This window comes from Nocardia sp. NPDC051911 (assembly GCF_040681035.1).
Classification (GTDB): Bacteria; Actinomycetota; Actinomycetes; order Mycobacteriales; family Mycobacteriaceae; genus Nocardia; species Nocardia sichangensis.
On the sequence record NZ_JBFAXY010000015.1, the window covers coordinates 145,063 to 166,819 of the forward strand.

Below are 21,757 nucleotides of genomic sequence, written 5' to 3' on the forward strand. Positions count from 1 at the left end.
CTAGGCTGTGCAGATATGACGACCGAGTGGCGCAGTCGTACCGGCCGGATCGGAGTACTCACGGGCGCGGGCATCTCCACCGATTCCGGCATCCCGGATTTCCGCGGCCCGCGCGGGGTGTGGACGAAGGATCCGATCGCCGAATTGCTGTCGACCTATCAGAACTACGTGGCCGACGGAGGCTTGCGGGAACGCGCCTGGCTCGCGCGGCGGGACAATCCGGCTTGGCAGGCCGTCCCGAACGCCGCGCACAACGCGCTCGCCGACTTGGAGCGGGCCGGGCGAGCGGTCACCATCATCACCCAGAACATCGATCGCCTCCATCAGCGGGCGGGGTCATCGCCGGATCGGGTGATCGAGATCCACGGCAACATGTTCGAGGTGGTCTGCATCGAATGCGATTACCAGACCTCGATGTCCGCCACCTTGGATCGAGTGGCCGCGGGAGAACCCGACCCGCCGTGTCCGGACTGCGGTGGCATCCTCAAGTCCGCCACCGTGATGTTCGGCCAGCAGATGGACCGCCGCACCATGACCAAGGCCGCGCTCACCGCGGAGACGAGCGACATCTTCCTGGCCATCGGAACGTCGTTGCAGGTCGAGCCCGCCGCGTCGATGTGCTCCATCGCCGTGCGCAGCGGCGCGGATCTGGTGATCGTGAACGCCGAGCCGACGCCGTACGACGCCATGGCCACCGAGATCATCCGCGAACCCATCGGCACGGCCGTGCCCCGTCTGGTCGCGGAGCTCCTCGCCGATCCACCGGAGTGAAGCCTGCGGTGCGCCGGGTTCAGCCGACGGGGCCGAGTACCCGGTCGAGATAGGGATTGGCGAAACGCCCTTTCGGGTCGAAGCGGCGGCGCACCTCGGCGAACCGATCCCAGTCGGGATAGCGGCCGCGCAGCGTCGCGGCGGTCTGGAAGTGGCGTTTACCCCAGTGCGGGCGGCCCTGGAAGCGGTCGAAAACCGCTTCGCAGGCGCGGAAGTATGGCTCGAAGTCCATGCCCCGGTACTGGTGCACCGCGATGTAGCAGGTGTCGCGGCCGGCCGCCGGGGACAGGAACGCGTCGTCGGGCGCGACCCACCGCACCTCGATGGGCATCGGGGTGTCGAATCGAGTGGACAGTTCCTTGATCTCGCGGATCGCGTCGACGGAGTGCTCGCGCGGGATCGCGTACTCCATCTCGGTGAAGCGGATCAGGCGCGGCGACGCGAACACCCGGTAGGAGCGGTCCACCTGACGCCGGTAGCTGCCCGCGTAGGCGGCGCTGCGCTGGATCAACGGGAGCAGGCGCGGCTGCCTGCGGCTCAGGCCGCACAGCGCGTCGAACAGGTAGTTGGACAACAAGATGTCGGTGAACCAGTCCACCGCTCTGGGGCGCGGCTGTTCGGGCAGGAGCACACGGTTGTTGCGCTTGGTCATGGCCAGCGGGCTGTGCGCGAACATATAGAACTCGAAATGCTCGTTGCCGTCGACGAACGAATCCAGGTCGGCGAGCACGTCCTCCACCGGGATCGGTCGCTCGATGCCCTCCAGCACGAAGGACGGCGCCATCCGCAGTGTCAGGGCGGTGACGACGCCCAGTGCGCCGATGCCGACGCGCGCCGCGCGCCAACCGTCGGGATCGGTCTGCTCGTTCAGTTCCGCCAGGGTTCCGTCGGCCTGCATCAGTTCCACCGAATGCACCGCGGCGGAGAGGTTCTGCAAAGTCGCGCCGGTGCCGTGGGTAGCGGTGGCGATGGCGCCCGCGACGGTCTGCACGTCGACGTCGCCCAGATTCGGGAAGGCGAGGCCGTGCTCGTGCAGGGCGGTGCTGGCGGCGTTCAGGCTGATGCCCGCCTCCACCCGGACCAGGCCGCTCGCCCGGTCGACGTCGAGCACGCGGTTCAGGTTCGCCAGGCTCAGCAAGGTGCCGTCGGTCAGGACGGCGTCGGTGAACGAATGCCCGCTGCCCGCGACGCGCACGGTCCGGTCGTCGGCTTCGGCGTCGGCGAGCAGGCCGGCCAGTTCGTCGACGGAGCGCGGCGTGGCGAGGAGTGCGGGTGCGCAGCGTTGATCGCCGGCCCAGTTCACCCACGAATTGGTCATGTGTCCAACTCTACGGGAGTGTGTGTGACCCGCGCTACTTACGGTTCGTTTTCGCTACCTCTTGCGCCAGCTGCAGGTCAGCTGTTGCTTGGCGTGCTCGACCTCGTCGTCGCTCAGCGGGGGGACGACGAGATGCTGACGCGGCGTCTTGTCGCCGCGCACGCCGTTCAACATGATGGCCATATACCGCTGCCAGACATCGGGATTGACCGGCCTGGCGAACTCGGCGAGACCGTCGACCATGTGCACCAGCGCGAAGAAATCCGAGGGCTCGATGCCGTCGGCGAGCACGCCCGCGTCGCGGGCGCGTGCGCAGATGGCGTGCACCTTCGGCTTGATGCGATCGCGCACGACCGCGAATCGGTCGGTCTCGTCGTCTTCGAGTTCCAGCATGACTTCGCTGAATCCGCGATTCGTGGCCATGTGCCGACACGCGTATTCGAAGAACTCGACGAGTCCGAACCAGGGATCGGGATGCCGGTAGGCGGCGTCGGCCGCGTCGGCGAAATCGTTCAGGTTCTGGTCGAAGACTTCGACGATCAGTTCCTTCTTGTTCGCGAAGCGGCGGTACACCGTGCCGACACCCACACCGGCGCGCTCGGCCACGTCGTCGAGAGTGATCTCGAGTCCGTGATCGGCGAACAGTTCCCGCGCCGCGGCGATGATCCGCTGCTGATTGCGCGCGGCATCGGCCCGCAGGCGCCGGGGTGGAGAGGCGACCGTGGCGTGATTCACACCGCCATTCTATCAACATCGGGGATTAACCGGAGGTGTTGTCTCCGTTATCGTGATAGCTTCTTCGAGTAAGCGGAGGAGCATTCTCCGGATCAATGCTCGAGACAAAGGGTACACATGACTACCGCGATCGACCGCGGGGCCCCGGCCCCGGAGCGAACGGGAAGTGGGCGGCGCGGCTCGCACGCCCTGCGCTGGTGGGTGCTGGCCGTCCTCGGCGTCGCTCAGCTCATGGTGGTGCTGGACGCGACCGTGGTGAACATCGCCCTGCCCGCTGCCCAGCAGGACCTCGGCTTCAGTGACGGCGACCGCTCCTGGGTGGTCACCGGCTACGCCCTGGCGTTCGGCAGCCTACTGCTGCTCGGCGGACGCCTCAGCGACCTGTTCGGCAGGCGCACCACCTTCATCATCGGTCTGGTCGGCTTCGCGGTCGCCTCCGCCGTCGGTGGCGCGGCCACCAGTTTCGAGATGCTCGTCGCGGCTCGTGTCGGACAGGGTGTCTTCGGCGCGCTGCTGGCGCCCGCCGCGCTCTCGCTGCTCACCGTGACCTTCACCGAACCGTCCGAGCGGGCGAAGGCGTTCGGCATCTTCGGCGCCGTCGCCGGCACCGGCGGCGCGATCGGGCTGCTGCTCGGCGGCGCACTGACCGAATGGGCCTCGTGGCGCTGGGTGATGTTCGTGAACCTCGCCTTCGCCGCCGTCGCCCTGGTGGGGGCCGTGCTGTTGCTGGCCAAGCACACGAGCACCGAGCGGCCCAAGCTCGACATCCCCGGCACGGTGGTGGTCACCGCGGGCCTGTTCGGTATCGTCTACGGGTTCTCGCACGCGGAATCGGACGGGTGGACCAACGGCGTCACCCTGGCGTTCCTGCTCGGCGGTGCGGCGCTGATCGCGGTGTTCGCCTGGTTGGAGACCCGGGTCGCGCACCCGCTGCTTCCGGTGCGGATCGTGCTCGACCGGATGCGCGGCACCTCCTACCTGACGGTCTTCGTCATGGGCATCGGGATGTTCGCGATCTTCCTCTTCCTCACCTACTACATGCAGCTGACCCTGGGCTACTCGCCGATCATGACCGGCGTGGCGTTCCTGCCGATGGTCGCCGCCATGGTGGCCTCCTCGACTACCGGCCCGTCGCTGCTGCTGCCGAAACTCGGCCCGAAGGTCGTGGTCAGCGGTGGCTTCCTGATCGCGGCGGCGGGCATGGCGTGGCTGACCCGGATCGGATTGGACACCGGCTACGTCACCCACATCCTGCCCGCGCTGATCCTGCTCGGGTTCGGCCTCGGCGGTTCGATGTCGACCGCCTTCCAGGGCGCCACCTCGGGCGTCCAGCACGAGGACGCCGGCGTGGCTTCGGCCATGATCAACACCAGCCAGCAGGTCGGTGGATCGATCGGCACCGCGCTGCTGAGCACCATCGCGGCGTCCGCGGCCACGGACTACCTGTCCGCCCGCACCCCGGACCCGCTCACCATCGCCCAGTCCGCGATCGAGAGCTACACCACCAGTTTCTGGTGGGCCACGGCGATCTTCGTGGTGGGCGGCATCCTCACCGCGGTGCTCATGCCGAGCACGGCGCCGGTGCCCGCCGAGGGAGAGCCGGTGCTCGCCCACTGAACCGAGTGCGGTACCGCCGATCCGGTTTCCGGCACAGCGGCCGCCGTCCCCGCGATTCCGTCGCGGGGGCGGCGGCCGTCGTCGCTGTCCGAGCCGGGCGATCGCGGGTTCGTCGGCGAGCGCGGCGGTGCCATCGCGAGGAGGGGTGGCGGGACTGTGCTCTGCGGTTGCCCGATCGGCCACTCTTGGCGCTCTACTCCGGTGTGGGGACGAGTCTTCCGCCATGGGCTGCGGCAATGATCCGGATCGCGGAGCCCTTCGCCGATTATCGCGCACGACACGCGGTGCTCGTCCGCCGCACACGGCAAAGCGCTCCCGAATCACCATTATTGGTGCAAAATACGAGGTAAGTAGATGTGGCGGGCTTTGCTGAACGCCATCGGCATTGTGCTCGATCCGGTCTCGTGCAGAGGTGGGCGGTCCTTTACCCGGCGTACGCGGTAAATGTCATGGGATGCTTTGCAATCGGAAACCCGATGATTCCGACCGCTTCGGTGTGGGTAGCCAAGGGGCTGCTGTGCACCCTTCTCGGTATCGGCGCACCCGGCGGTCGCACCACCTTCTCCACCCCACCCGCGAGGTTCGTAGACTCCTCGGACCGGGCGCGGCACTTCCCGCGCTCGTCCGCCTCGGGGGTGGCGGTGGCGTAGCCGGGGCGTCGGAGCCCGGCGCGGGCATGGCACGGTGAGTACCTGGTTCGGCTCGGCGATCGACGGGAACGGCACGACGGAAGGGGGCAGGCATGAGTGGTTCGCAAGCGGATGGCGCCGCGGCGGGACGGTGGCGGCCCGCGGCACGGCTCACCGTGCTGCTCGACGAGGACGACAAATGGCGGCACACGCCCCTGTATCACGAGATCGTGCGCCGGGCCAGAGACAGCGGCCTGGCGGGCGCCAGCGTGTGGCGCGGCATCGAGGGATACGGCGCGTCCTCGCATGTGCACACCACCCGGATCCTGGATATCGCCGACCACCTTCCGCTGATGCTGGTGCTGGTCGACGATTTCGAACGCCTGCGCGCCTTCGTCGAGCGGAACGCCGAACTGTTCACCTCGGTCAACGTCACATTGGCACCGGTGGACCAGTGGCAGGAAGGTGAGCGATGACCAGACCCCGCGGCAAGCCCGATGCCCCGGCCGGTTCTCCCGTAGCCCTCGCGGCACCAGCGGATTTCGCCTCGCCGATGCCGCCGGGCACGTCGGCCGTTACCATTGTCGGTTCGGCGCGGCTCGGCGATCTGAGCGGCGCGCCGGCGGGTGACCGACCGCTCGCCGCCGCGGAAGCGGGCTTCCGCACCGTGCCGACCACGTTCAGCATGGAGGGCTGCGAGTCGTTCCGGCCGGCGGCCGACATGAACGACGTGGCCGTGGGGTCGGCGGTGACCGGGCGGTCGTGGACATGATCCTGATGACGAGCCGGGCGCAGCCGATACGGAAGGGAGACCCGAGCATGGCCCACGATCGAGCCGGGCGTGCCGCACGTCCCACCGATCTGGAAGACATCGCACACCTGGTGACGGCGTACTACAGCCGTGTTCCGGATACGGACGATCCGGCCCAGCGGGTGACGTTCGGCACATCGGGACATCGCGGCTCCAGCCTGGACGGCGCCTTCAACGAGGCGCACATCCTCGCGATCACCCAGTCGATCGTGGAGTATCGCGCCACCCGCGGCATCACCGGGCCGGTCTACCTGGCCAGGGACACACACGCGCTGTCCGAGCCCGCCTGGACCACAGCGCTGGAGGTGCTCGCCGCCAACGACGTCACCGCGGTGATCGACGCGCGCGACCGCTACACCCCCACGCCGGCGCTGAGTCACGCTGTGCTGCGCCACAATCGGGGCGGCGCCAAGCATCAGGCCGACGGCATCGTGGTCACCCCGTCGCACAACCCGCCCCGCGACGGCGGCTTCAAATACAACCCGCCGCACGGGGGCCCGGCCGACAACACGGCCACCGACGCCATCGCCGCACGTGCGAACGAACTGCTGCGCGACGGGCTCACCGGGGTCAAGCGCACCACGCTGGAGCGCGCGCTGGCCACCGGCGTGGAACGCTACGACTACCTCGACCACTACATCGACGACCTGCCCAACGTGCTGAACCTGGACGCGATCCGCGGCGCGGGCATCCGCCTCGGCGCCGACCCGATGGGCGGCGCCAGCGTCGACTATTGGGAGGAGATCGGCCAGCGCTACGACCTCGAACTCGAAGTGGTCAATCCCTTCGTGGACCCCACCTGGCGGTTCATGACGCTCGACAGCGACGGCAAGATCCGGATGGACCCGTCCTCCCGTTACGCGATGGCCTCGCTGATCGCGATCAAGGACGACTACGACATCTCCACCGGCAACGACGCCGACGCCGACCGCCACGGCATCGTCACGCCCGACGGCGGGTTGATGAATCCGAACCACTTCCTCGCGGTGGCCATCGAATACCTGGTCGCCAACCGGATGGGGTGGGACGCCCTGACCAAGATCGGCAAGACCGCGGTGACGTCGTCGATGATCGACCGGGTGGTCTCCGTGCTCGGGCGCGACGTGCACGAGGTGCCCGTGGGGTTCAAGTTCTTCGTTCCCGGATTGTTCAGCGGCAGCCTGGCCTTCGGCGGCGAGGAGAGCGCGGGCGCGTCGTTCCTGCGGATGGACGGCACGGTCTGGACCACCGACAAGGACGGCATCCTGCTCGCCCTGCTCGCGGGCGAGATCGCCGCGGTCACCGGGCAGAGCCCGTCGGCGCGCTACGTCGAACTCGAACGCCGCTACGGCAGCCCCGCCTACGCGCGGATCGACGCACCGGCCACCGCGGAACAGAAAGAGCTGCTCGCGAAGTTGACTCCGGACATGATCACCACGAAGGAGGTCGCCGGGGAGCCGGTCACCGCCGTGCTCACCAGGGCGCGGGGCAACGGAGCGCCGCTGGGCGGTCTCAAGGTGACCACCGAGAACGCATGGTTCGCCGCTCGCCCGTCCGGCACCGAGGACAAGTACAAGATCTACGCGGAATCGTTCCACGGCCCGGAGCACCTCGCCGAGGTGCAGACGGCCGCGGAGGAATTGGTGGGGCAGGCGCTGTCCGGTGACCGGTAGATCCAAGCCCCTGCCCACCGAGATCTGGGTGCTGGTCGGGGGCGCGTTCGTCATCGCCATCGGGTTCGGTCTGGTCGCCCCGGTGCTGCCGCAGTTCGCGCGCGGCTTCGGCGTCGGCGTGGCGGCCGCCTCGGCGATCGTGTCCGCGTTCGCGCTGATGCGGTTGCTGTTCGCGCCGCTCAGCGGACGGCTGGTGCAGCGGCTGGGGGAGCGCTCGGTCTATCTCGGCGGGCTGCTGATCGTCGCGGTGTCCACCGGCGCCAGCGCGTTGGCGCAGAGCTATTGGCAGCTCATGCTGTTGCGGTCGCTCGGCGGCATCGGATCGACCATGTTCACCGTGTCGTCGCTGGCGCTCGTCATCCGCATCTCCCCGCCCGAGCAGCGCGGCCGGGTCTCCGGGTTGTGGTCCACCAGCTTCCTGGTCGGCTCGGTGAGCGGGCCGCTGGTCGGTGGCGGGTTGTCCGGACTCGGGCTGCGCTGGCCGTTCGTCATCTACGCCGTCGCGTTGCTCGCCGTGAGCGTGGTGGTGTACCTGAGCTTGCGGCATTCGGAACTGGCCGCGCCGGAGCCCGTCGGCGGTGTTCGCATGATGTCCTTCCGCGAGGGGTTGGCGCGGCCGGAGTACCGGGCGGTGTTGCTGTCGAATTTCGCCAATGGGGCCGCCGTGTTCGGTGTCCGGATGGCGTTGGTGCCGCTGCTCGTCGTCGAGGTGCTGCACCAGGCGCCGGGTATGGCCGGTGTCGCGTTGACCGTGTTCGCCGCGGGGAACGTCACGGTGCTGTTCGCCTCGGGGCGACTGTCCGACCGGTGGGGGCGCAAACCGTTCGTGATCGTCGGCTCGCTGGTGTGTGCGGCGGGAACGGCGGGGCTCGGCCTGGCGACCGGCCTCCCGTGGCTGCTCGCCACCTCGTTCCTGGCCGGGCTCGGGTCCGGCATGTTCACGCCGACCCAGCAGGCGGCCGTCGCCGACATCATCGGGCCCAAGGCGCGCGGCGGCCCGGTGCTCGCCGGTTTCCAGATGGCCGCCGACCTCGGCACCGTCATCGGTCCGGTCGCCGTGGGCGCCCTGGCGCAGCAGGTGTCCTACGAACTCGCGCTCGGTGTGACCGGTGCTTTGCTCGCTGTCGCCGCGCTCGTCTGGGCTGTGGTGCCCGAGCCGTTGCGGCGGGGAAGTTCGGTTCACTCGGAGATCCCGTCCGAACGTTCCGGCGGAGCGGACGACACCGAGCGGGGCGCTGCTCGTATCGAGCGTGCGCTGAACGAGGTGTCCGGCGCGCCGGTCGCCGACAGCCCGGTGCCGGCGGTGGCCGAGTCTGCCGAGCTTCCGGGTGATCGCGCAGCGGGCGTCAAAGACGCCCGTGCGGTGGCTGGTCGTCGCCGATCGACGGCGAATGGCGTCGGGACGGCTGCTGAATCCGATGGAACGGGGAGCCCTCCGTCGGTTGTGAGCGGTGATCGTCGTGGTACGGCGGCCGATACCGGACCGTCGCGGACCGCGCCGGGTACGGCGGTCGTCGACTCGGACGCAACCCCGTACCCGAGCACCCCGGGGCGACCGATGTCCCGTGGCAAACGTCCGCGGCCGGTGCGGCGAACCCGCCGCAGGCGCTGAAGCCGTCACCTGCGGCACAGCGCCTGTCGAGGCGGGACCGCTTGGCGTCGCCAGGCGCTGGGAGGCGAGCGTCCGGTCGTGACATGCGGTCACCAGCGCAGTCGCGCGCAGGTCGCCCAGGTCTCACCCGCGCAGCGGCCGATGCCATCGGCGAACCCGCCACGGTCGGACGTGGACGAAGCTCGCAGGGCCGCGACGAGTGCCGCGCCGCTGAGCACCGAAGCCCGGCCGCCGGAACCATCGCTGCCGAGCCGGTACGAGGTCGGCGACGACGGTCGCATTCCATCCGCTGTCGAGCGATCGAAGTGCGAAGCCCATGCGAGGACAGAACCGAACGCGTGGCCGTGCCGTTTGCCGCTGGCCAGGTCCGGCGCGCACGGGCGGTCAGCGGAGATCGGATCGGTGGCCCGGCGGCGGGGATGACGGTTCGTTGCGGCAAAGTGTCAATGTGAGCGAATCGCGTTCGAAGTACACACCCCGGCCGATGTCCAGTGCGACCACCTATGCGCTCGGTGCGGTCGCTCTCGTATTGATCGTGGTGATCGTCATCGCGGCGATCCGCTGGGGGCGGGACGACGCGGCCGTCCGCAACGACGGCTACGGTTCGGTGCGGAACGAGGCGGTGCACTCGGTGCTCGAGCAGAACGGTTCGATCCTGCTCGGCCGCCCGGACGCGAAGAAGACCATCGACATTTTCGAGGACCCGCTGTGCCCCGGCTGCGGCAGCTTGGAGCGCATCTACGGTCAAGAGATCGCGCAGAAGATCGATGAGGGCGCGCTGGCGGTCCGCTATCGCCTGGTGAACTTCCTCGACGCCCGCTCGCGGAGCAAGGACTACTCCACCCGCGCCATCGCGGCGAACCAGTGTGTGGCCGAGGCGGGTTCGGGCCCGGTCTACTCCAAGTTCCACACCGAACTGTTCACCACCAAGCGCCCCAGCGAAGGCGGCGCCGACCTGAGCAACGAGGAACTCGCCGCTATTGCGGGCGACGCCGGGGCCGCCGAGTCCGTGCGGCAATGCATCGCCACCGGCGCCAAGGTCGAGTCCGCCCGCAGCAGCGCCATGGCGCAGACGGCGGCGCTCGGCGCGGCACTGGGCGGCTCCGCGGCCACACCCGCGGTCTTCGACGGCACGACCAAGGTCGACACCAACGACGAGAACTGGGTGGCCTCGCTCACCCGTTGAGCAGCGGACGCCTGCGCTGTTCCCGGTAGAGCGGGCTCCGGTGTTTTCCCCACGAAGCGCCGATCCGCCACGGACTCGGCAAGGCGATGCGGTCTCGCGGCGAACGGAAGGGCCGGAACGCCGACTCCACCAAATCGACGCCCCGGCCCACTCGACGGCGCGACCCGACATCCCCAGCCCCCGAGATCGCCATCGCCGAGCTTTCAGTTGGCCTGGGACCGGGCAACGGCTCCACCAGCCGCCACCCGGCCCGCGCACTCGACAGCGCGATCCGGCCCCCTGTCCTGGACCGCGCCTCGAGATGTCTCCATGTCCAGTGACGAGACCGGCTGTACCGCTGGCTGTTTCGGCATTCGTCCCGATCCGCGAACGTGCCGACCGATCGGCACATCCCTGTCCGGCACTGCAACGCCCACACCTCACGTACATCCGACTCGCACCAGACGGCCGCTGGACACTCGGGAACGAACAAACCAGCAACCCCATCTGCTCTGCCCATCCCGAGCGTCCAACCGCCTACCTCCCCACACCCCGCACGATCGAAATCGCTTCGAACACATGTTCGATACTAACCTCAACCGCCGCCTCCTGTCACCCCCGAATCGAGGCGATTTGGTTGCCGACACACCGTTGGTGTAACTTCATTCAAGCGCGGCGGGGACACCCGGAGCGCGACAACCAGGGGCTATGGCGCAGCTGGTAGCGCACCACACTGGCAGTGTGGGGGTCAGGGGTTCGAGTCCCCTTAGCTCCACCATGACGGCCTTACTCAAACCGGTGACACGGAAAACGTCACTAAGGGTGAGTGAGTCGGTCAAGGTTGAAGACGAAGGAGCCTCCACTGGTTGGGGGCTCTTTTGGTGTTGTCGGTGCATGAGTGCACCTGCTGTCGGCTGATGCTCGCGTTGTTCTTGGTAGACATCGAGGGCATTGTGTAGTTCCCTAAACAGGGATTTCTTGTCGTCATCGACTACCTCCTGTTCATCTACGTAGAAGGCGTCGTAGAAGGTCTCGTTTAGGTGGCGACGAGCCTTGGGATCGGCGTTTTGGTACAGGCTGTAGGGGTCGTCGAGCAGGGTCAGGGCGTCGCGCAGCACTGCGGCACCGGCGGCGAGTTGTTCTCCCGTGTTGACGAGGCCAGATTCGAGGCGTTCGCGTTCGCTTTTGATGGCGTTGAGCTTGGCGCGGATTTTGGCTTGGGGCATCGAGCCGTCTGCTGCCAAGTCGACGAGGTTGTTCTCCCGGGTTTCGAGCTGCTCGAGTTGACGTTTGAGGGCGGCGTGCCGTTCGCGGACGTTGCCTTGCTCATCATCGATGGCGGTCTGTAGTTCAGTGCAGACTTTGGTGATGAAGTTTTCGGGCAGTCTAAGGAGTCGGTAGTGTTCGGCAACGGCGTGCTCGACACGTTCGATGCGCAGGTGGGGCAGGTCACAGAGCCCTTCTTGGCGTGCGCGGCACATGAAGTATCCGTACTTCTGTTTTGACCTGCTGGTGACTTCGCTGTAGATGAGCCGCGAGGTGCGTCCGTGCTTACGGCAGCGAGCGCAGAACAGGCCGCCTTTGAGGTAGTGCTGGTGGATCCGGTCGCGTTGGCCGGGTGCGCTGCGGGCGTTGAGGATGTCTTGGACGTGGTCGAACAGTTCTTGGCTGATGAGGGCTTCGTGGCGGCCGGGGTAGAGGTCGCCTTTGTAGACGACAAATCCGGCGTAGTAGGGGTCGCGGAGGATGCGATGCCAAGTGCTGTCGTTGACGACCTTTTCGACGGGGTGGCGGCCGGAGGGGCGGGTGGTCAGTCCGAGGTCGGCCATCGTGTCCACGAGCCGGTCGATGCTGTATTCGTTGGTGGCATAAAGTTCCCACCCTCTTTTGACCAGTGGCGCCCGTTTGGGATCGAGGCTGACAGCGTTGAGGAGACGGCCTTCGAACTCCACGCGGGTGTTGAGGTAGCCGAGGCGGGCGCGGCCGATGGTGCCGCCATTAGTGGCCTTGTTCTGGAGTTTGAGGCGGATGTCTTCGCCGGACAGCTTGTTCTGGACGTCGTTGAAGATGTCGGTCATGGCCTCCATCGCTTCGGCGAAGATGCCGTCGCCGAAGTCCTCGCGGGCAGACATGAGCTTCACGCCGAGCTTGTCGAGCAGGCGTTTGGTGATCGCGGCGTCGATGTAGTTGCGGAAAGCGCGGGAGCGGGCGTAGACGATGACGTACTTGATTTCAGGGTGTTCTCTCAGGTATTGGATCAGCTCTTGGAACTCGCGCCGTTTATCGATGGTCTGAGCGGAGATGCCGGGGTCGAAGAATTCCTTAACGATGCGGGCACCGAGGCCACCCGCTTTGCGGTCGACATAGATGCGCTGGGTAGCAATCGAATTGCCGTCGGGGTCGATGTCACGAGCGGTGTTGAGCTGCTTCTTGCTGGAGACGCGCAGATAAGAGATGGCGAGCTTCAAGGTGTCGTCAAGGTCGAAGTCGGTGTGGTCGGTGGTGTTTGTCATACAGCGGGACCTCCTGCGCTCAGGGCTGCGAGTGATTTCGGATCGCGCGGAGTGGGCGGCTCCCCACCGGTCGAGATGACGTCGACGCCGAGTTTGCGAAGCCGCTGGTGCATCGACTGGGAGGCGACGTAATTGCGGGAAAACCGATAGGGTTCTGGGAAGATGGCGACCCGGATCTCTGGGTGCTGCTGCAGGTAGGTGAGCATGCGCCGCAGGGTAGGGCGTCTGCGCAGGCTAGTTGCCTCCGCGCCGATTTCAACAAATTCCTTGACGATGCCGAGCTTGTTCTCAGTGGCGAGCCGGTGTCCGGCTTCCCGTTGGACTTGGATCCGGATGGGTTCACCATCTGCCAGTAGACCGTGGGCTTGGGCAGCGGTCGACAGGAACAGCACGGCCGGGGTGAAGTCGGTTAGTGCCCGCGTGCTCATTCGCAGCTCCCACGGGCAACCAACGGTCGAGCGCCTGGCTCGATCGAGAGCTGCAGGTCTTGGAGACGTTCGCAGATGACGTCCTCGGTGACCCCAAAGCGGTCGGCGAGGTCGTCAGCGTCAGTCGTGCCGGAGCTGACTGCGTCGATCAATGGATCGTCGGGCACGAGCAGGTAGCGGGCGAAGTAGCTTGCAGCGCAATGAGCTTCGCAGATGGCCGATCTTGTAGGACTGCCTTGATACAACAGGTCGTTGTGACGGTAGTCGAGGACGTACTTGAATTCATGGGCGATCGCAAATAGTTGTTGCTTCCAATGGCTGTCTTGGTTGATCTGGATGACCCACTGTCGGGCGTGGGTATCCCAGAAGCTTGCACCGTGCAGCCGTTGTCCGACGACGTAGTCGACCCGGACCTTTGGCGTCCTTGCGATGGCGTTGATTGGGCCAGTGTTGCTCTGTGCTGCGTGCTGCAGGAGCAGGTCTGCCTGATTGCGTGCCACCCGTAGGCTGCGGCTGAACGCGACCGGCTGGCGAGGTGTCATGCGGCGGAGCCGGGTGAGGTTGATCTTGGTGCGCGTTGCGGCATAGGGGCGACGCGCGAGTGTGTTAGGTCGAGGTGCGGTGCGTGGTGGTGAAAACATGTGAGGATCTCCTTTCGATCGTTTGGTGTGCTTGTCGTTTTAGGTTCCTTTCTTTTTCATGTTTGCGGGTCAGAGCCTGGCCGGTCATTGGTGTGGTTGATTCTGAGTCTGTCGTTTCTCCTTCCTAGTCAGTTGGCGTTCTCGCGTGGGTAACCTCAGCGGTGGGTGGCTCGGTCGTGGTCGCTGTACCTGAATTCATGCGAGCTATTCAGCGTGATGCCATGTCGTTCTGCAACGGCGTAGATCGCATCAAAAATTTCGCGCGCGGCTTCGGATGCCACATCGTGGTATGTGATGCGGATCCGTGGCTTCCGCGGCAGGCTCTTCGCTCGGGGCATGCCTCCTGTCAGCGCAAATAGCTCATCGGCGGGCATATCCAAGGCCTCGGCGATGGCGCGCAGGCAGTGCGGGGTCGGATGGGCGAACACGCCCTGCTCGATGCGGGTAACCGTTGACGGACTGAGCCCAGCTCGAAGCGCAAGCGCGTGGCCGCTCAGCTGCAATTCCTGCCTCCGACCTTTAATAACCTCTGCGAGCTTCCCGGGCTCGCGCGTACGTGATGTAGCCATTCGCGTTTTCTCCATTATATTTTCCAAATTAAAGAATACCTCGGTGTTTGCGCAAAAACAATTAATTTTGGTAATTTGTGGCGAATGAAGGCCGTCCTTGTCAAGGCTATTTATTTACTACGCTCTCTCGTCGAACACCCACACCCCGCCGCCCTCGGCTGGAATCGCGACAAGGTCACCTTCGCGCAGCATCTCTTGCCCGATCGCGGCATAGTCGACATAAACGAACTCCTCCAGAGCTGTCGGCACCGCGCGCTTGAGCATCTCGTCGATGCGCAGCGGCTCGAACAGTTGGCGCACGTAGGCAGCCATGTTCTCGTGGTGCCCCTTGTAAGCAGTGGCGAAGCGGTCGAACAGGAGTGGATCGTCATCGTGAGCATCGGCCCAGGCTGCGTAGGCAGGGCCGTATTTGGCTATGCCCCGGGCGATCTGGCTGAGCAGCTCGATGCTATCGACACCTTCGAGGCCGATCGCGCCAGTCGTGACATCGAAGGCACCGAAGTCGCGGTAGTCCCATATGTAGAGACGTTCATCGTCGGAGGTCTCGTCTTCGAGGATGGCGTACATCTCGGCGTAGATGTCTCGAGGGTCGCGGGCCATGTCCAGCCACGTCCCGGTCGTCAGCTCGGCGCGCAGGGGCAGCCCCTTGGTGATGTAGATGTGGGGATGCGGCCGGGGTTCTCCTTCGCGCTCAGCCGCGCGTTCGTGTGCGGCTGGAATGTGCTGCGTGGACTTCTCATTCATATTCACCTCCTTTGCGTTATGTTTGAGTGTTGGCCGGTCGGACAGCGGAGAGGGTGCATTCCCTCGATCCGCCGTCCGCCGGCCTCTTACACCGGGCGCGCTGAGCGGGGCTCAGCTGTCCGCCTGCCCGCCTTCGGCCTGCTGCCCACCACGGCGGCCGCGGCTGCGGCGACCCCCTTGCGACGGTTCCCCTTCCGAAGTCACGGCCTCGTCAGCCGGTTCGGACTCGGCATCCGCCATCGTGATGGCGGGGCTGTCGTCCTGGTGATCCGGCGGTGGTGGTGGAGCCACTGTGAACAGGTTGGCGATGGCTGCCTGCCGAGCCTGTGCTTCAGCTTCGATGGCCGCGCGAGCGGCGTTGGCCCTGGCCATCAGGTCCGGATCGTTCTTGGCAGCTTCGATCCAGGCGTCCACGGCGGCGAAGCATTCAGCCTTGAGGCTGCGCTTCCGTAGGTCGGCGATCCAGGTGAGCTGGGTATGCCGGGCGGTGTCGATTCGGATCGCCAGTGTGACTTCCTTGTTCGACGGTTCAGACATCGCTCCTCCTCGGTGCGAGCGGCCGGTAAACGCTTGTTACGTTTACGGTTGCGGCCGCATGGCACCGACGAGCTGGTGACCGGGATTATGCAGTCGTATCGGTAGGACGGGCGCGAAGGTGTTTGTCGGGGTTGCGCGCCCGCTCCGAGTCGGACGGCACTGGATAGCCTGGAATCCTGAGGTCGGAGTTAACCTCGTTGCCCCATATGTCCCAGCCAGGTTGCCGCCGACGGGCGAACAGCTCCAAAAACGGTCCAGGACTAACCCGTTCGATGATCGCGTACTGTTCTTCGGGCTTGTGGCTGTGTTCCTGGACCGGCGCGATGAACCACGTTGGCTGCGCGCGGAAGTTGACCGGTGCCTTGCCGCGGGTGCCGAACAGGACGTGCTCGGTCATGTTGCGCAGGTACTGGCCGAGTTGCAATCGCGGCTTCACCCACGTCAGCGGCGAGCGGTAGGTGAAGCCCCAAGCGGTCATCACGTCATAGCCCGCCCGCCACGATCCGTTGGTCACCCACAGCCACAAGTGGGCGTCGTCCTCGGCAAGATCGGTGACCGGCATGTTGGCGATCTGGTCGACGGTCATGAGGGGGTAGTGCTGGATCGCTCCGCGTCCACCGGCCTGAGAAATGTCCCACGGTGGATCGGCCAGGATCGTGCGGTAGCGCTTCGGGGTCGCCTCTATGGGGTGAATCATGTTGTTTTTGTTCATACTTCGACTCCTTTCTGCAGTATGGAAATCAGCTGATCGGGTGCAATGACCCGGAATAGGTGGGCGGGCAATATCCGGTCCCCGTCGATTGCCTCGCGCAGAGCGGCGCGTCGCCGTTCGGCCTTGGCCTCGGTGTCGGCGCTCATGCTCCAGATGACGAACGGGAACGCCCCGTCGCTGCGGTCCTGCTCGACGCCCTGCCGCCGATACACTTCGTACTCGCGGCACTTCCTCAGCAGCGTCGGGGTGCTCTCTGTGCCCATGTCCACCTCGATGAACGCCGCATCGACGTACTCGCTGCCAGGCGGGCACGCGGTTTCGGCGTAGAGGTCTGGCTTGAGGGTCAGCCGCGTTCCACCAATGCCGACGTAATCTCGCCAGGCAGCAGGCTCGATCTCGCATTTCAGCAGTTCCAGCTGGCCCTGCCGGTTCGCCTCCACCAGGGCAACATGCGCCTCGGCAATGCCGAGTTGGTGGTCGAGGAACCGCCGGGTCGGCTGTTCGAAGCGTCGCCGGGGTCCCCGGCCCGCGTCCAGCCGCAGGAGGCGGTCCCCCACGACGTCCATGTAATGGACGAGGCCGTTACTTCCCGCCTTGATACCGCCGATCCGTTGCGTCAAGCTCGCCAGTATCCGGCGCCGCCGCAACCGGGCGAGTACCCGCTGCGCCGTCCGCAGCCCGCTGGCGGGTGGCAGGTCGCCGAAGTGGAGCGCCTGAATCTGCGGCACGGTCAGATAGCGGTGTTCAGCCACGGAACGCAGGATCGACCAGTCACGGTCACTGAGCTGGGTCGCCAGCGACGTGATGTCGCGGACGGGACCGGTGGTACGTGAGCGGCGGGGTGTGGTGCCCGCATGGGCACCATCATTCGGCTCCCGCAAGGAGCCATTGACCGACGTAGAGGGGGATGTTGTGGTCGATGCGGCACGAATACCGGGACGAATACCGCTACCAGATGTAGTTTCTACGTCGCTTCCGCTCCAGCCGCGCGATTTCTCCGTCATGTCTGCCTCCTTCGCCGCCGAGGCGCACCGTCCACGTCGCAGTTCACTTGGTCGAGCAGTTCGGCGAACCCAGCCTCGATTTCGTCCAACGGCTGGCCGTAGCGTTCGCGGCTCAGGCGCCGAATCTCATTCGAGTCGCTGGTTTCGGGGGGCGGCGGCAACGTGATGCCCGAGGCCCACGGCTGAACGGTGTTGTCGCGCATCAGATTGACGTACACGTGGTGGGCAGGCAGCGCGCCGAAATCTTCGGGCGCGAGTACAGATTGCCCGGTGGCCATGTCCTTGGCGTCGCCCGCTTGGAGCTGGAAGGTGATGCGACTGCGCGCGTTGTTGCGGAAGGCGTCGAGCATCGCGGGCGGCAACTGCTTCTGGTACTGATGCGCCAGATGGAATCCGGCGCGCAAGCTTCGCGCTGTGGCGAGGGCATCACCCAGATCCGTCGGCAGATGCAAGTAGTCCTGCACCTCGTCGATGTAGACCATGACCGGTGTACGGGTGTCCTCCGGTGTCCCGGCCCGCTCCCGTATCGCCTGCCAGAGTTCGGCGAGGATGATCGCCCCCAGCAGCTGCGCCGCCTCCGGCCCGATGACGCCCTTCTGCAAGGGCACCAGCAGCACCTTGTTCTCGTGCAGCACCTGCCGAATGTTGAACTTCGGACTGCGCTGCGCCAGAACGGCTCTGAGTTGCTTTGTCAACAGCGGTCGTAGTTTGTTCGATAGCGGCGCGATCTTCGTGTCCACCGCTTCGGGTGACAGCGAGTCGAACCAGGCCCAGAACGGTCCGGCGGCGAACGGATCATCCCGGATGACCCGCTGCGTGAGTGACCGCCGAAAGCCCGGATTGGTCAGGAGCAGCGGCAACATCGTCAGGCTGGCGTCATCGCGTTTGGCCAGCACATCCAACGAGTTTCGGAGGATGTCGGCCGAGCGCGGCCCGAGATCGCCGTGGATGGCGTGGATGGTGCCGAACAACGAGTCGGCGATGACTTCAGGTGTGCGTCCCTCGCTGTGCGCCAACGGATTAATTCCGACGGGGGCCTCATCAAGGGCATCCAGGAGGACCACGTCCTGTTTCCTGTGGTCAGGAATCCGCGCCAGGATGTCCGCAACCAAATCCTTCGGCTCGATCACGACCACCGGGCGCCCGGCGTTGAGGTCTTGGACGATCAGGTTCAAGAGCAGCGTCGACTTGCCGGTGCCGTTCGGGCCGATGACCCAGGTGTGGCGCATGCTGTCGAGCACGTCGTAACCGAGCGTGCCGGAGACGCCGGGCGCGTTGGCCTCGGCGATGACCCGCTCGCCGGACATAAGTGCGGGTGTTGGACGTACCGGCTTCGGGTGGAGCGGTGGCTGCCCAGGGAAACGTTCGTCATGATCGCTGACCGGCCAGGCCAGCAGGTGGCTCAATTCAGGCACGCTGAGCGGCTGGGCGGGTGCGAGGATCGACCATGTCGCTTTGGGCCCGTTGATCTTCCCGGCCTTCTCGTCGGCCAGCTTGAAGTGCACCCCGGCGGTCTCCACCGTCCCGATCGCTGCGGCCAACCCGAGCAACAAGGATTTGCGTCGCTCCGCGGTGCCGGCCTCAACGCCGATCCGGATGACCGCGCTGAAGCCGTGCTGGCCGAGCTTACGGGCAATGGCCTGCTTGGCGTTCGGCCGCTTGTCCGGCAGCAGCCCGCTCCAGACCTTCGACGCCACCGACTGATGCCCGCCGTCCGCTCCGGTGACCGGCGGCAACATCGGCTGGCGGCGCGGCCCCAGTACCACCTGAATCACCAGGCGCTCAGTGCCTTTGACCGCAGTGAGGGCACTCAGGATCGAACGGGCCGAGGCGATCCGGTCGACTGGCTCCAGCGGCCAGTCGGTGGCGGTCAGCTTCAACCGGCGGGCGGTAACGATGTCACCGCGTTCACTGGGGTCGAACGGCGTCACCACCGCCCCGCTCACCATCTGCTCCACCGATCGGCGTACCCCGTGAGCATGCCGAAGCTGGCTGCCGACGAGGTATTCCACACCATCGACCGTCGAACGGGCTTCGAGAATGAGCTGTGGGGCGTGCTTCTGGGCGGCCCAATGGCGGAGCAGCGACGTTGCTGCTCCTTCACGAAACGGGCTGGGCCAGAAGAGGAGCTGCCAGACGAGGGAATCGGCGGTCAGCTCGGGCGCCGGACTATTGATTGTCACGGTTGGCCTCCTCTACGCCAGAATCGTCTGTGGCACCGGAAGCAGATGTGCGCTCTGCTTCTTCGCCTGCGTTGGCCTTGGCCTGCCCCTCGACGCCCATGCCGATCATGGCGCGGCTGAGTTTGCGCAGGTCGGGGCGCTGACGCTGCACCGCATCGACGACAATGCGCTTCTCGGGCTTGAAGCCCCGGCTACGCTCCCGGTCTTTGCGTCGATAGTTGGGTCTTCCTGTTTTAGACATAGCTCTCCTCCTCAATGAATTACGATTGATATCTACAAATTTGGCAGCTCGGACAACTTGAGCTACTGGCTATTGCTTTTGCGCAACAGCGCTGCCCCTAATATGTTTTGCCTTTGCGCAAAACTCAACGATCGTTGCAAAAACCACTACACCGAGGCGAACGCCACTGTATGAGGCGCTGTTCAAGAAAATTAGTCGCGAAGCCGGTCACCAACTGGCACGCATTTTTCGGTAGATGACGATGCCCCCAATGACGAGGGCGACCATCCCGATCAAGCCGATGATGACGGCCAGTGTCGGCCAGATGGATTCGAGGACACCGACTGCGCAGTAGATGGCGATCGCTCCGACAAAGATGCTGATGCACCCGCGTTTGAACTTCTCGGTCACGTTCATGTCGTCGCCCATCGTCACCACTCCCCGGCCAGTTCATCCTCGTCATCGACCTGTGCGGGCACCGTGACGTCGCTGCGGGAACGCATAGCAGTCGTAGCTTCCTCGGCGCTGACATCGGAGGTCGCGCCCTCCGCGGCCATCTGCTTGAGCAGGTCATCGAGGAGCGATGTATCGACCGTGACGTCGGGCAGCAACAGCCCACGCAGCGGCTGGTTCTGCTGATCGCTCAATTCGGTTTCGGCGCCGCAGCCCTGGTGATACGAGCGGGCCAGCAAACGCACCTGATCCGCGCCTTTGATCGCCTCGCCCATCCTGGCGAGCGTTGTGGCGTGCGCCTGATCGCCCTTGACGCGCAGCACAGTCAGTTCCGGGATCAGGTGGTCGATGCGGTGTTGCAATGCGACGCGCTGCGCCTCGATCGGTTCCAGTTGTGATGCCAAGCGGTCGATCTCGTCGGTCTGGAGCGATCCGTCGCGGAAGTGCACCGAGAAGACCACCACATTCACCGTTATGACGATGACCGCGAAGAACGCGCCTAAGATCATCGCGCTGGTGATGCCGTTGCCCGCAGCCAAACTGTCACTGACAATCCGGTATGCCATCACAATTCCGGCTCCGATCGCCACGGTGACCGCGAGGCCGATGTACGCCAGCGGGATGATGCGCGCCTTGCCCTCTGGCAAACGGATGTGGCCGTGTTCGTCCTTGTAACCCTTGAGGTCTCGACCGAGGAAATGCAACCCGATGGCCACGGCCGCCGTGCCGAGGATAGCGAAGACGATCGAGGTCAGCAGTGGCACGATGCTTTCGGCGAACGCGGCTCCGTCACCGGCCGAGATCCCGGCCAGATCGACGTTGAACACCTGGGTTACGAAGTACAGCAGCGCTACGAAATCGAGCTGCGTTGCGCCGGTGCTGATCCGTCGCAGTCCGACAGGTACCCGCCGATGCTTCACACTTCCTGCGTCGCGGTCCTGCTGCACCGACGCCGCAACGGCCTGCATACGCTCGGTTGCCTCCTTGGCAGTGATGACGTCACCGTCCACACCGATCACGCGCTGCTCATAGAGCCGCCCGAGTTTCGCCCGTGCGTTTGCGATTTCCGCCTCGGTACGTTTGTACTGGTCGACCAGCTTGCCCAATTGCTCGGCACCCCGATTACGGATCTCGCCGGCTCCGGCCATGCCCTTGCTGAGTACCAAGGCTTCCATGTTGCTGAGCTTGTCGGCGGCTCGCGTCGCGCCGATGCGCCACTGTTCGGAAACCAGCGCCAGCACCATGACCACCCAGGGCGACGGAATCGGGCCGCGTCCGAGCAGCGATGTGGCGATTTCTCGCTTCGGCACCGCCTGCGGTTCGTGTGGCGATGGGGCACCACTGACTGATTCGGTCGGTCTACGCAACGTAAGGGTTCGGGGTCGATGCGGGGTGCGGCGGCTGTTGGGCCGAGTGGCTGGAGTGATGGTCATAGTGAGATCT

22 protein-coding genes, 1 tRNA gene and 2 pseudogenes are annotated in these 21,757 nt (G+C 65.6%); 10 read left to right on the forward strand and 15 right to left on the reverse strand.

All coding sequences use genetic code 11. The features are described from left to right. Window positions 1-15: 15 nt before the first annotated feature. Window positions 16-771, forward strand: a complete 756-nt coding sequence (locus tag AB0L97_RS20380; protein WP_364431680.1) for a Sir2 family NAD-dependent protein deacetylase — start codon at window positions 16-18, stop codon at window positions 769-771. A gap of 19 nt (window positions 772-790) precedes the next feature. Here the strand turns inward: AB0L97_RS20380 and AB0L97_RS20385 are convergent, their stop codons facing one another. Further along, entirely contained in the window at window positions 791-2,089 is a 1,299-nt protein-coding gene (locus AB0L97_RS20385; protein WP_355077835.1) for a D-arabinono-1,4-lactone oxidase, read from the reverse strand. A 54-nt stretch (window positions 2,090-2,143) separates the two neighbouring features. Further along, window positions 2,144-2,824, reverse strand: coding sequence for a TetR/AcrR family transcriptional regulator (locus AB0L97_RS20390; protein WP_355077834.1), 681 nt, complete (start codon window positions 2,822-2,824; stop codon window positions 2,144-2,146). Between the two features lie 117 nt (window positions 2,825-2,941). On the opposite strand from AB0L97_RS20390, the gene AB0L97_RS20395 reads away from it, so the two are divergent. From AB0L97_RS20395 to AB0L97_RS20420, 6 genes and pseudogenes are all read left to right on the forward strand, one after another. Next, a complete protein-coding gene (locus AB0L97_RS20395; protein WP_364431688.1) occupies window positions 2,942-4,441 on the forward strand; it encodes an MFS transporter in 1,500 nt (499 codons plus the stop codon). 476 nt (window positions 4,442-4,917) lie between these two features. Then, on the forward strand, window positions 4,918-5,091 hold the full coding sequence (locus AB0L97_RS20400) for a hypothetical protein (protein WP_356960966.1): 174 nt from the start codon (window positions 4,918-4,920) through the stop codon (window positions 5,089-5,091). 92 nt (window positions 5,092-5,183) lie between these two features. Next, window positions 5,184-5,546 (forward strand): DUF190 domain-containing protein, encoded by a 363-nt coding sequence (locus AB0L97_RS20405; RefSeq protein WP_364431690.1) that lies wholly within the window; start codon window positions 5,184-5,186, stop codon window positions 5,544-5,546. Beyond that, entirely contained in the window at window positions 5,543-5,842 is a 300-nt protein-coding gene (locus AB0L97_RS20410) for a hypothetical protein (RefSeq protein WP_364431692.1), read from the forward strand. Before AB0L97_RS20405 ends, AB0L97_RS20410 begins: the two co-directional genes overlap by 4 nt. 47 nt (window positions 5,843-5,889) lie before the next feature. Continuing rightward, entirely contained in the window at window positions 5,890-7,533 is a 1,644-nt protein-coding gene (pgm, locus tag AB0L97_RS20415) for a phosphoglucomutase (alpha-D-glucose-1,6-bisphosphate-dependent) (RefSeq protein ID WP_355077830.1), read from the forward strand. Continuing rightward, window positions 7,523-8,731 (forward strand): annotated as a pseudogene (locus AB0L97_RS20420) (MFS transporter); the annotation flags it as partial. The gene pgm and the pseudogene AB0L97_RS20420, both read left to right, overlap by 11 nt. A gap of 503 nt (window positions 8,732-9,234) precedes the next feature. Here the strand turns inward: AB0L97_RS20420 and AB0L97_RS20425 are convergent. Next, window positions 9,235-9,426 (reverse strand): hypothetical protein, encoded by a 192-nt coding sequence (locus AB0L97_RS20425; protein WP_364431696.1) that lies wholly within the window; start codon window positions 9,424-9,426, stop codon window positions 9,235-9,237. 203 nt (window positions 9,427-9,629) lie between these two features. Between AB0L97_RS20425 and AB0L97_RS20430 the strand changes: the two genes are divergently transcribed. The 3 genes from AB0L97_RS20430 to AB0L97_RS20440 all read left to right on the forward strand — a co-directional run bounded on the left by AB0L97_RS20430 (window position 9,630) and on the right by AB0L97_RS20440 (window position 11,659). Next, window positions 9,630-10,331, forward strand: a complete 702-nt coding sequence (locus tag AB0L97_RS20430; RefSeq protein WP_364431699.1) for a thioredoxin domain-containing protein — start codon at window positions 9,630-9,632, stop codon at window positions 10,329-10,331. A gap of 681 nt (window positions 10,332-11,012) precedes the next feature. Then, a tRNA-Ala gene (locus AB0L97_RS20435) sits at window positions 11,013-11,088 on the forward strand. Window positions 11,089-11,350: 262 nt separating this feature from the next. Further along, window positions 11,351-11,659: a hypothetical protein gene (locus tag AB0L97_RS20440; protein WP_364431702.1), complete on the forward strand. Its 309-nt coding sequence runs from the start codon at window positions 11,351-11,353 to the stop codon at window positions 11,657-11,659. Between the two features lie 339 nt (window positions 11,660-11,998). On the opposite strand, the pseudogene AB0L97_RS20445 reads toward AB0L97_RS20440, so the two are convergent. The 12 genes and pseudogenes from AB0L97_RS20445 to AB0L97_RS20500 all read right to left on the reverse strand — a co-directional run. After that, window positions 11,999-12,823, reverse strand: a pseudogene (locus AB0L97_RS20445) (recombinase family protein); the annotation flags it as partial. After that, a complete protein-coding gene (locus tag AB0L97_RS20450; RefSeq protein ID WP_364431705.1) occupies window positions 12,820-13,251 on the reverse strand; it encodes a recombinase family protein in 432 nt (143 codons plus the stop codon). The gene AB0L97_RS20450 and the pseudogene AB0L97_RS20445, both read right to left, overlap by 4 nt. Continuing rightward, window positions 13,248-13,892: an ImmA/IrrE family metallo-endopeptidase gene (locus tag AB0L97_RS20455; RefSeq protein WP_364431708.1), complete on the reverse strand. Its 645-nt coding sequence runs from the start codon at window positions 13,890-13,892 to the stop codon at window positions 13,248-13,250. The genes AB0L97_RS20450 and AB0L97_RS20455 overlap by 4 nt, the downstream gene beginning before the upstream one ends. Before the next feature lie 155 nt (window positions 13,893-14,047). Further along, the gene (locus AB0L97_RS20460; protein ID WP_364431711.1) at window positions 14,048-14,461 is read right to left on the reverse strand and encodes a helix-turn-helix transcriptional regulator; all 414 of its coding nucleotides are present in this window, start codon (window positions 14,459-14,461) and stop codon (window positions 14,048-14,050) included. A 117-nt stretch (window positions 14,462-14,578) separates the two neighbouring features. Further along, window positions 14,579-15,205, reverse strand: a complete 627-nt coding sequence (locus AB0L97_RS20465) for an antirestriction protein ArdA (protein WP_364431714.1) — start codon at window positions 15,203-15,205, stop codon at window positions 14,579-14,581. Window positions 15,206-15,316: 111 nt separating this feature from the next. After that, window positions 15,317-15,742 carry a hypothetical protein gene (locus tag AB0L97_RS20470; protein ID WP_364431717.1) on the reverse strand — a complete coding sequence of 142 codons (426 nt, stop codon included), beginning with the start codon at window positions 15,740-15,742 and terminating at the stop codon, window positions 15,317-15,319. An 85-nt stretch (window positions 15,743-15,827) separates the two neighbouring features. Further along, window positions 15,828-16,454, reverse strand: a complete 627-nt coding sequence (locus tag AB0L97_RS20475; protein WP_364431720.1) for an MT-A70 family methyltransferase — start codon at window positions 16,452-16,454, stop codon at window positions 15,828-15,830. Next, window positions 16,451-17,458 carry a replication-relaxation family protein gene (locus AB0L97_RS20480; protein ID WP_364431723.1) on the reverse strand — a complete coding sequence of 336 codons (1,008 nt, stop codon included), beginning with the start codon at window positions 17,456-17,458 and terminating at the stop codon, window positions 16,451-16,453. Before AB0L97_RS20480 ends, AB0L97_RS20475 begins: the two co-directional genes overlap by 4 nt. Beyond that, the gene (locus tag AB0L97_RS20485) at window positions 17,455-19,641 is read right to left on the reverse strand and encodes a type IV secretory system conjugative DNA transfer family protein (RefSeq protein ID WP_364431726.1); all 2,187 of its coding nucleotides are present in this window, start codon (window positions 19,639-19,641) and stop codon (window positions 17,455-17,457) included. The genes AB0L97_RS20480 and AB0L97_RS20485 overlap by 4 nt, the downstream gene beginning before the upstream one ends. After that, window positions 19,628-19,882 (reverse strand): hypothetical protein, encoded by a 255-nt coding sequence (locus AB0L97_RS20490; RefSeq protein ID WP_364431729.1) that lies wholly within the window; start codon window positions 19,880-19,882, stop codon window positions 19,628-19,630. The genes AB0L97_RS20485 and AB0L97_RS20490 overlap by 14 nt, the downstream gene beginning before the upstream one ends. Window positions 19,883-20,089: 207 nt before the next feature. Then, the gene (locus AB0L97_RS20495; protein ID WP_364431732.1) at window positions 20,090-20,290 is read right to left on the reverse strand and encodes a hypothetical protein; all 201 of its coding nucleotides are present in this window, start codon (window positions 20,288-20,290) and stop codon (window positions 20,090-20,092) included. A 2-nt stretch (window positions 20,291-20,292) separates the two neighbouring features. Beyond that, the gene (locus tag AB0L97_RS20500; protein WP_364431735.1) at window positions 20,293-21,624 is read right to left on the reverse strand and encodes a hypothetical protein; all 1,332 of its coding nucleotides are present in this window, start codon (window positions 21,622-21,624) and stop codon (window positions 20,293-20,295) included. Between the last annotated feature and the right edge of the window lie 133 nt (window positions 21,625-21,757).

Bases quoted from the DNA above. Each gene is read 5' to 3' on its own strand.
- AB0L97_RS20380 (WP_364431680.1), top strand. From the start codon at position 16: ATGACGACCGAGTGGCGCAGTCGTACCGGCCGGATCGGAGTACTCACG.
- AB0L97_RS20385 (WP_355077835.1), bottom strand. From the start codon at position 2,089: ATGACCAATTCGTGGGTGAACTGGGCCGGCGATCAACGCTGCGCACCC.
- AB0L97_RS20395 (WP_364431688.1), top strand. From the start codon at position 2,942: ATGACTACCGCGATCGACCGCGGGGCCCCGGCCCCGGAGCGAACGGGA.
- AB0L97_RS20400 (WP_356960966.1), top strand. From the start codon at position 4,918: ATGATTCCGACCGCTTCGGTGTGGGTAGCCAAGGGGCTGCTGTGCACC.
- AB0L97_RS20405 (WP_364431690.1), top strand. From the start codon at position 5,184: ATGAGTGGTTCGCAAGCGGATGGCGCCGCGGCGGGACGGTGGCGGCCC.
- AB0L97_RS20410 (WP_364431692.1), top strand. From the start codon at position 5,543: ATGACCAGACCCCGCGGCAAGCCCGATGCCCCGGCCGGTTCTCCCGTA.
- pgm (WP_355077830.1), top strand. From the start codon at position 5,890: ATGGCCCACGATCGAGCCGGGCGTGCCGCACGTCCCACCGATCTGGAA.
- AB0L97_RS20425 (WP_364431696.1), bottom strand. From the start codon at position 9,426: ATGCGACCGTCGTCGCCGACCTCGTACCGGCTCGGCAGCGATGGTTCC.
- AB0L97_RS20430 (WP_364431699.1), top strand. From the start codon at position 9,630: ATGTCCAGTGCGACCACCTATGCGCTCGGTGCGGTCGCTCTCGTATTG.
- AB0L97_RS20450 (WP_364431705.1), bottom strand. From the start codon at position 13,251: ATGAGCACGCGGGCACTAACCGACTTCACCCCGGCCGTGCTGTTCCTG.
- AB0L97_RS20455 (WP_364431708.1), bottom strand. From the start codon at position 13,892: ATGTTTTCACCACCACGCACCGCACCTCGACCTAACACACTCGCGCGT.
- AB0L97_RS20460 (WP_364431711.1), bottom strand. From the start codon at position 14,461: ATGGCTACATCACGTACGCGCGAGCCCGGGAAGCTCGCAGAGGTTATT.
- AB0L97_RS20465 (WP_364431714.1), bottom strand. From the start codon at position 15,205: ATGAATGAGAAGTCCACGCAGCACATTCCAGCCGCACACGAACGCGCG.
- AB0L97_RS20470 (WP_364431717.1), bottom strand. From the start codon at position 15,742: ATGTCTGAACCGTCGAACAAGGAAGTCACACTGGCGATCCGAATCGAC.
- AB0L97_RS20475 (WP_364431720.1), bottom strand. From the start codon at position 16,454: ATGAACAAAAACAACATGATTCACCCCATAGAGGCGACCCCGAAGCGC.
- AB0L97_RS20480 (WP_364431723.1), bottom strand. From the start codon at position 17,458: ATGACGGAGAAATCGCGCGGCTGGAGCGGAAGCGACGTAGAAACTACA.
- AB0L97_RS20490 (WP_364431729.1), bottom strand. From the start codon at position 19,882: ATGTCTAAAACAGGAAGACCCAACTATCGACGCAAAGACCGGGAGCGT.
- AB0L97_RS20495 (WP_364431732.1), bottom strand. From the start codon at position 20,290: ATGGGCGACGACATGAACGTGACCGAGAAGTTCAAACGCGGGTGCATC.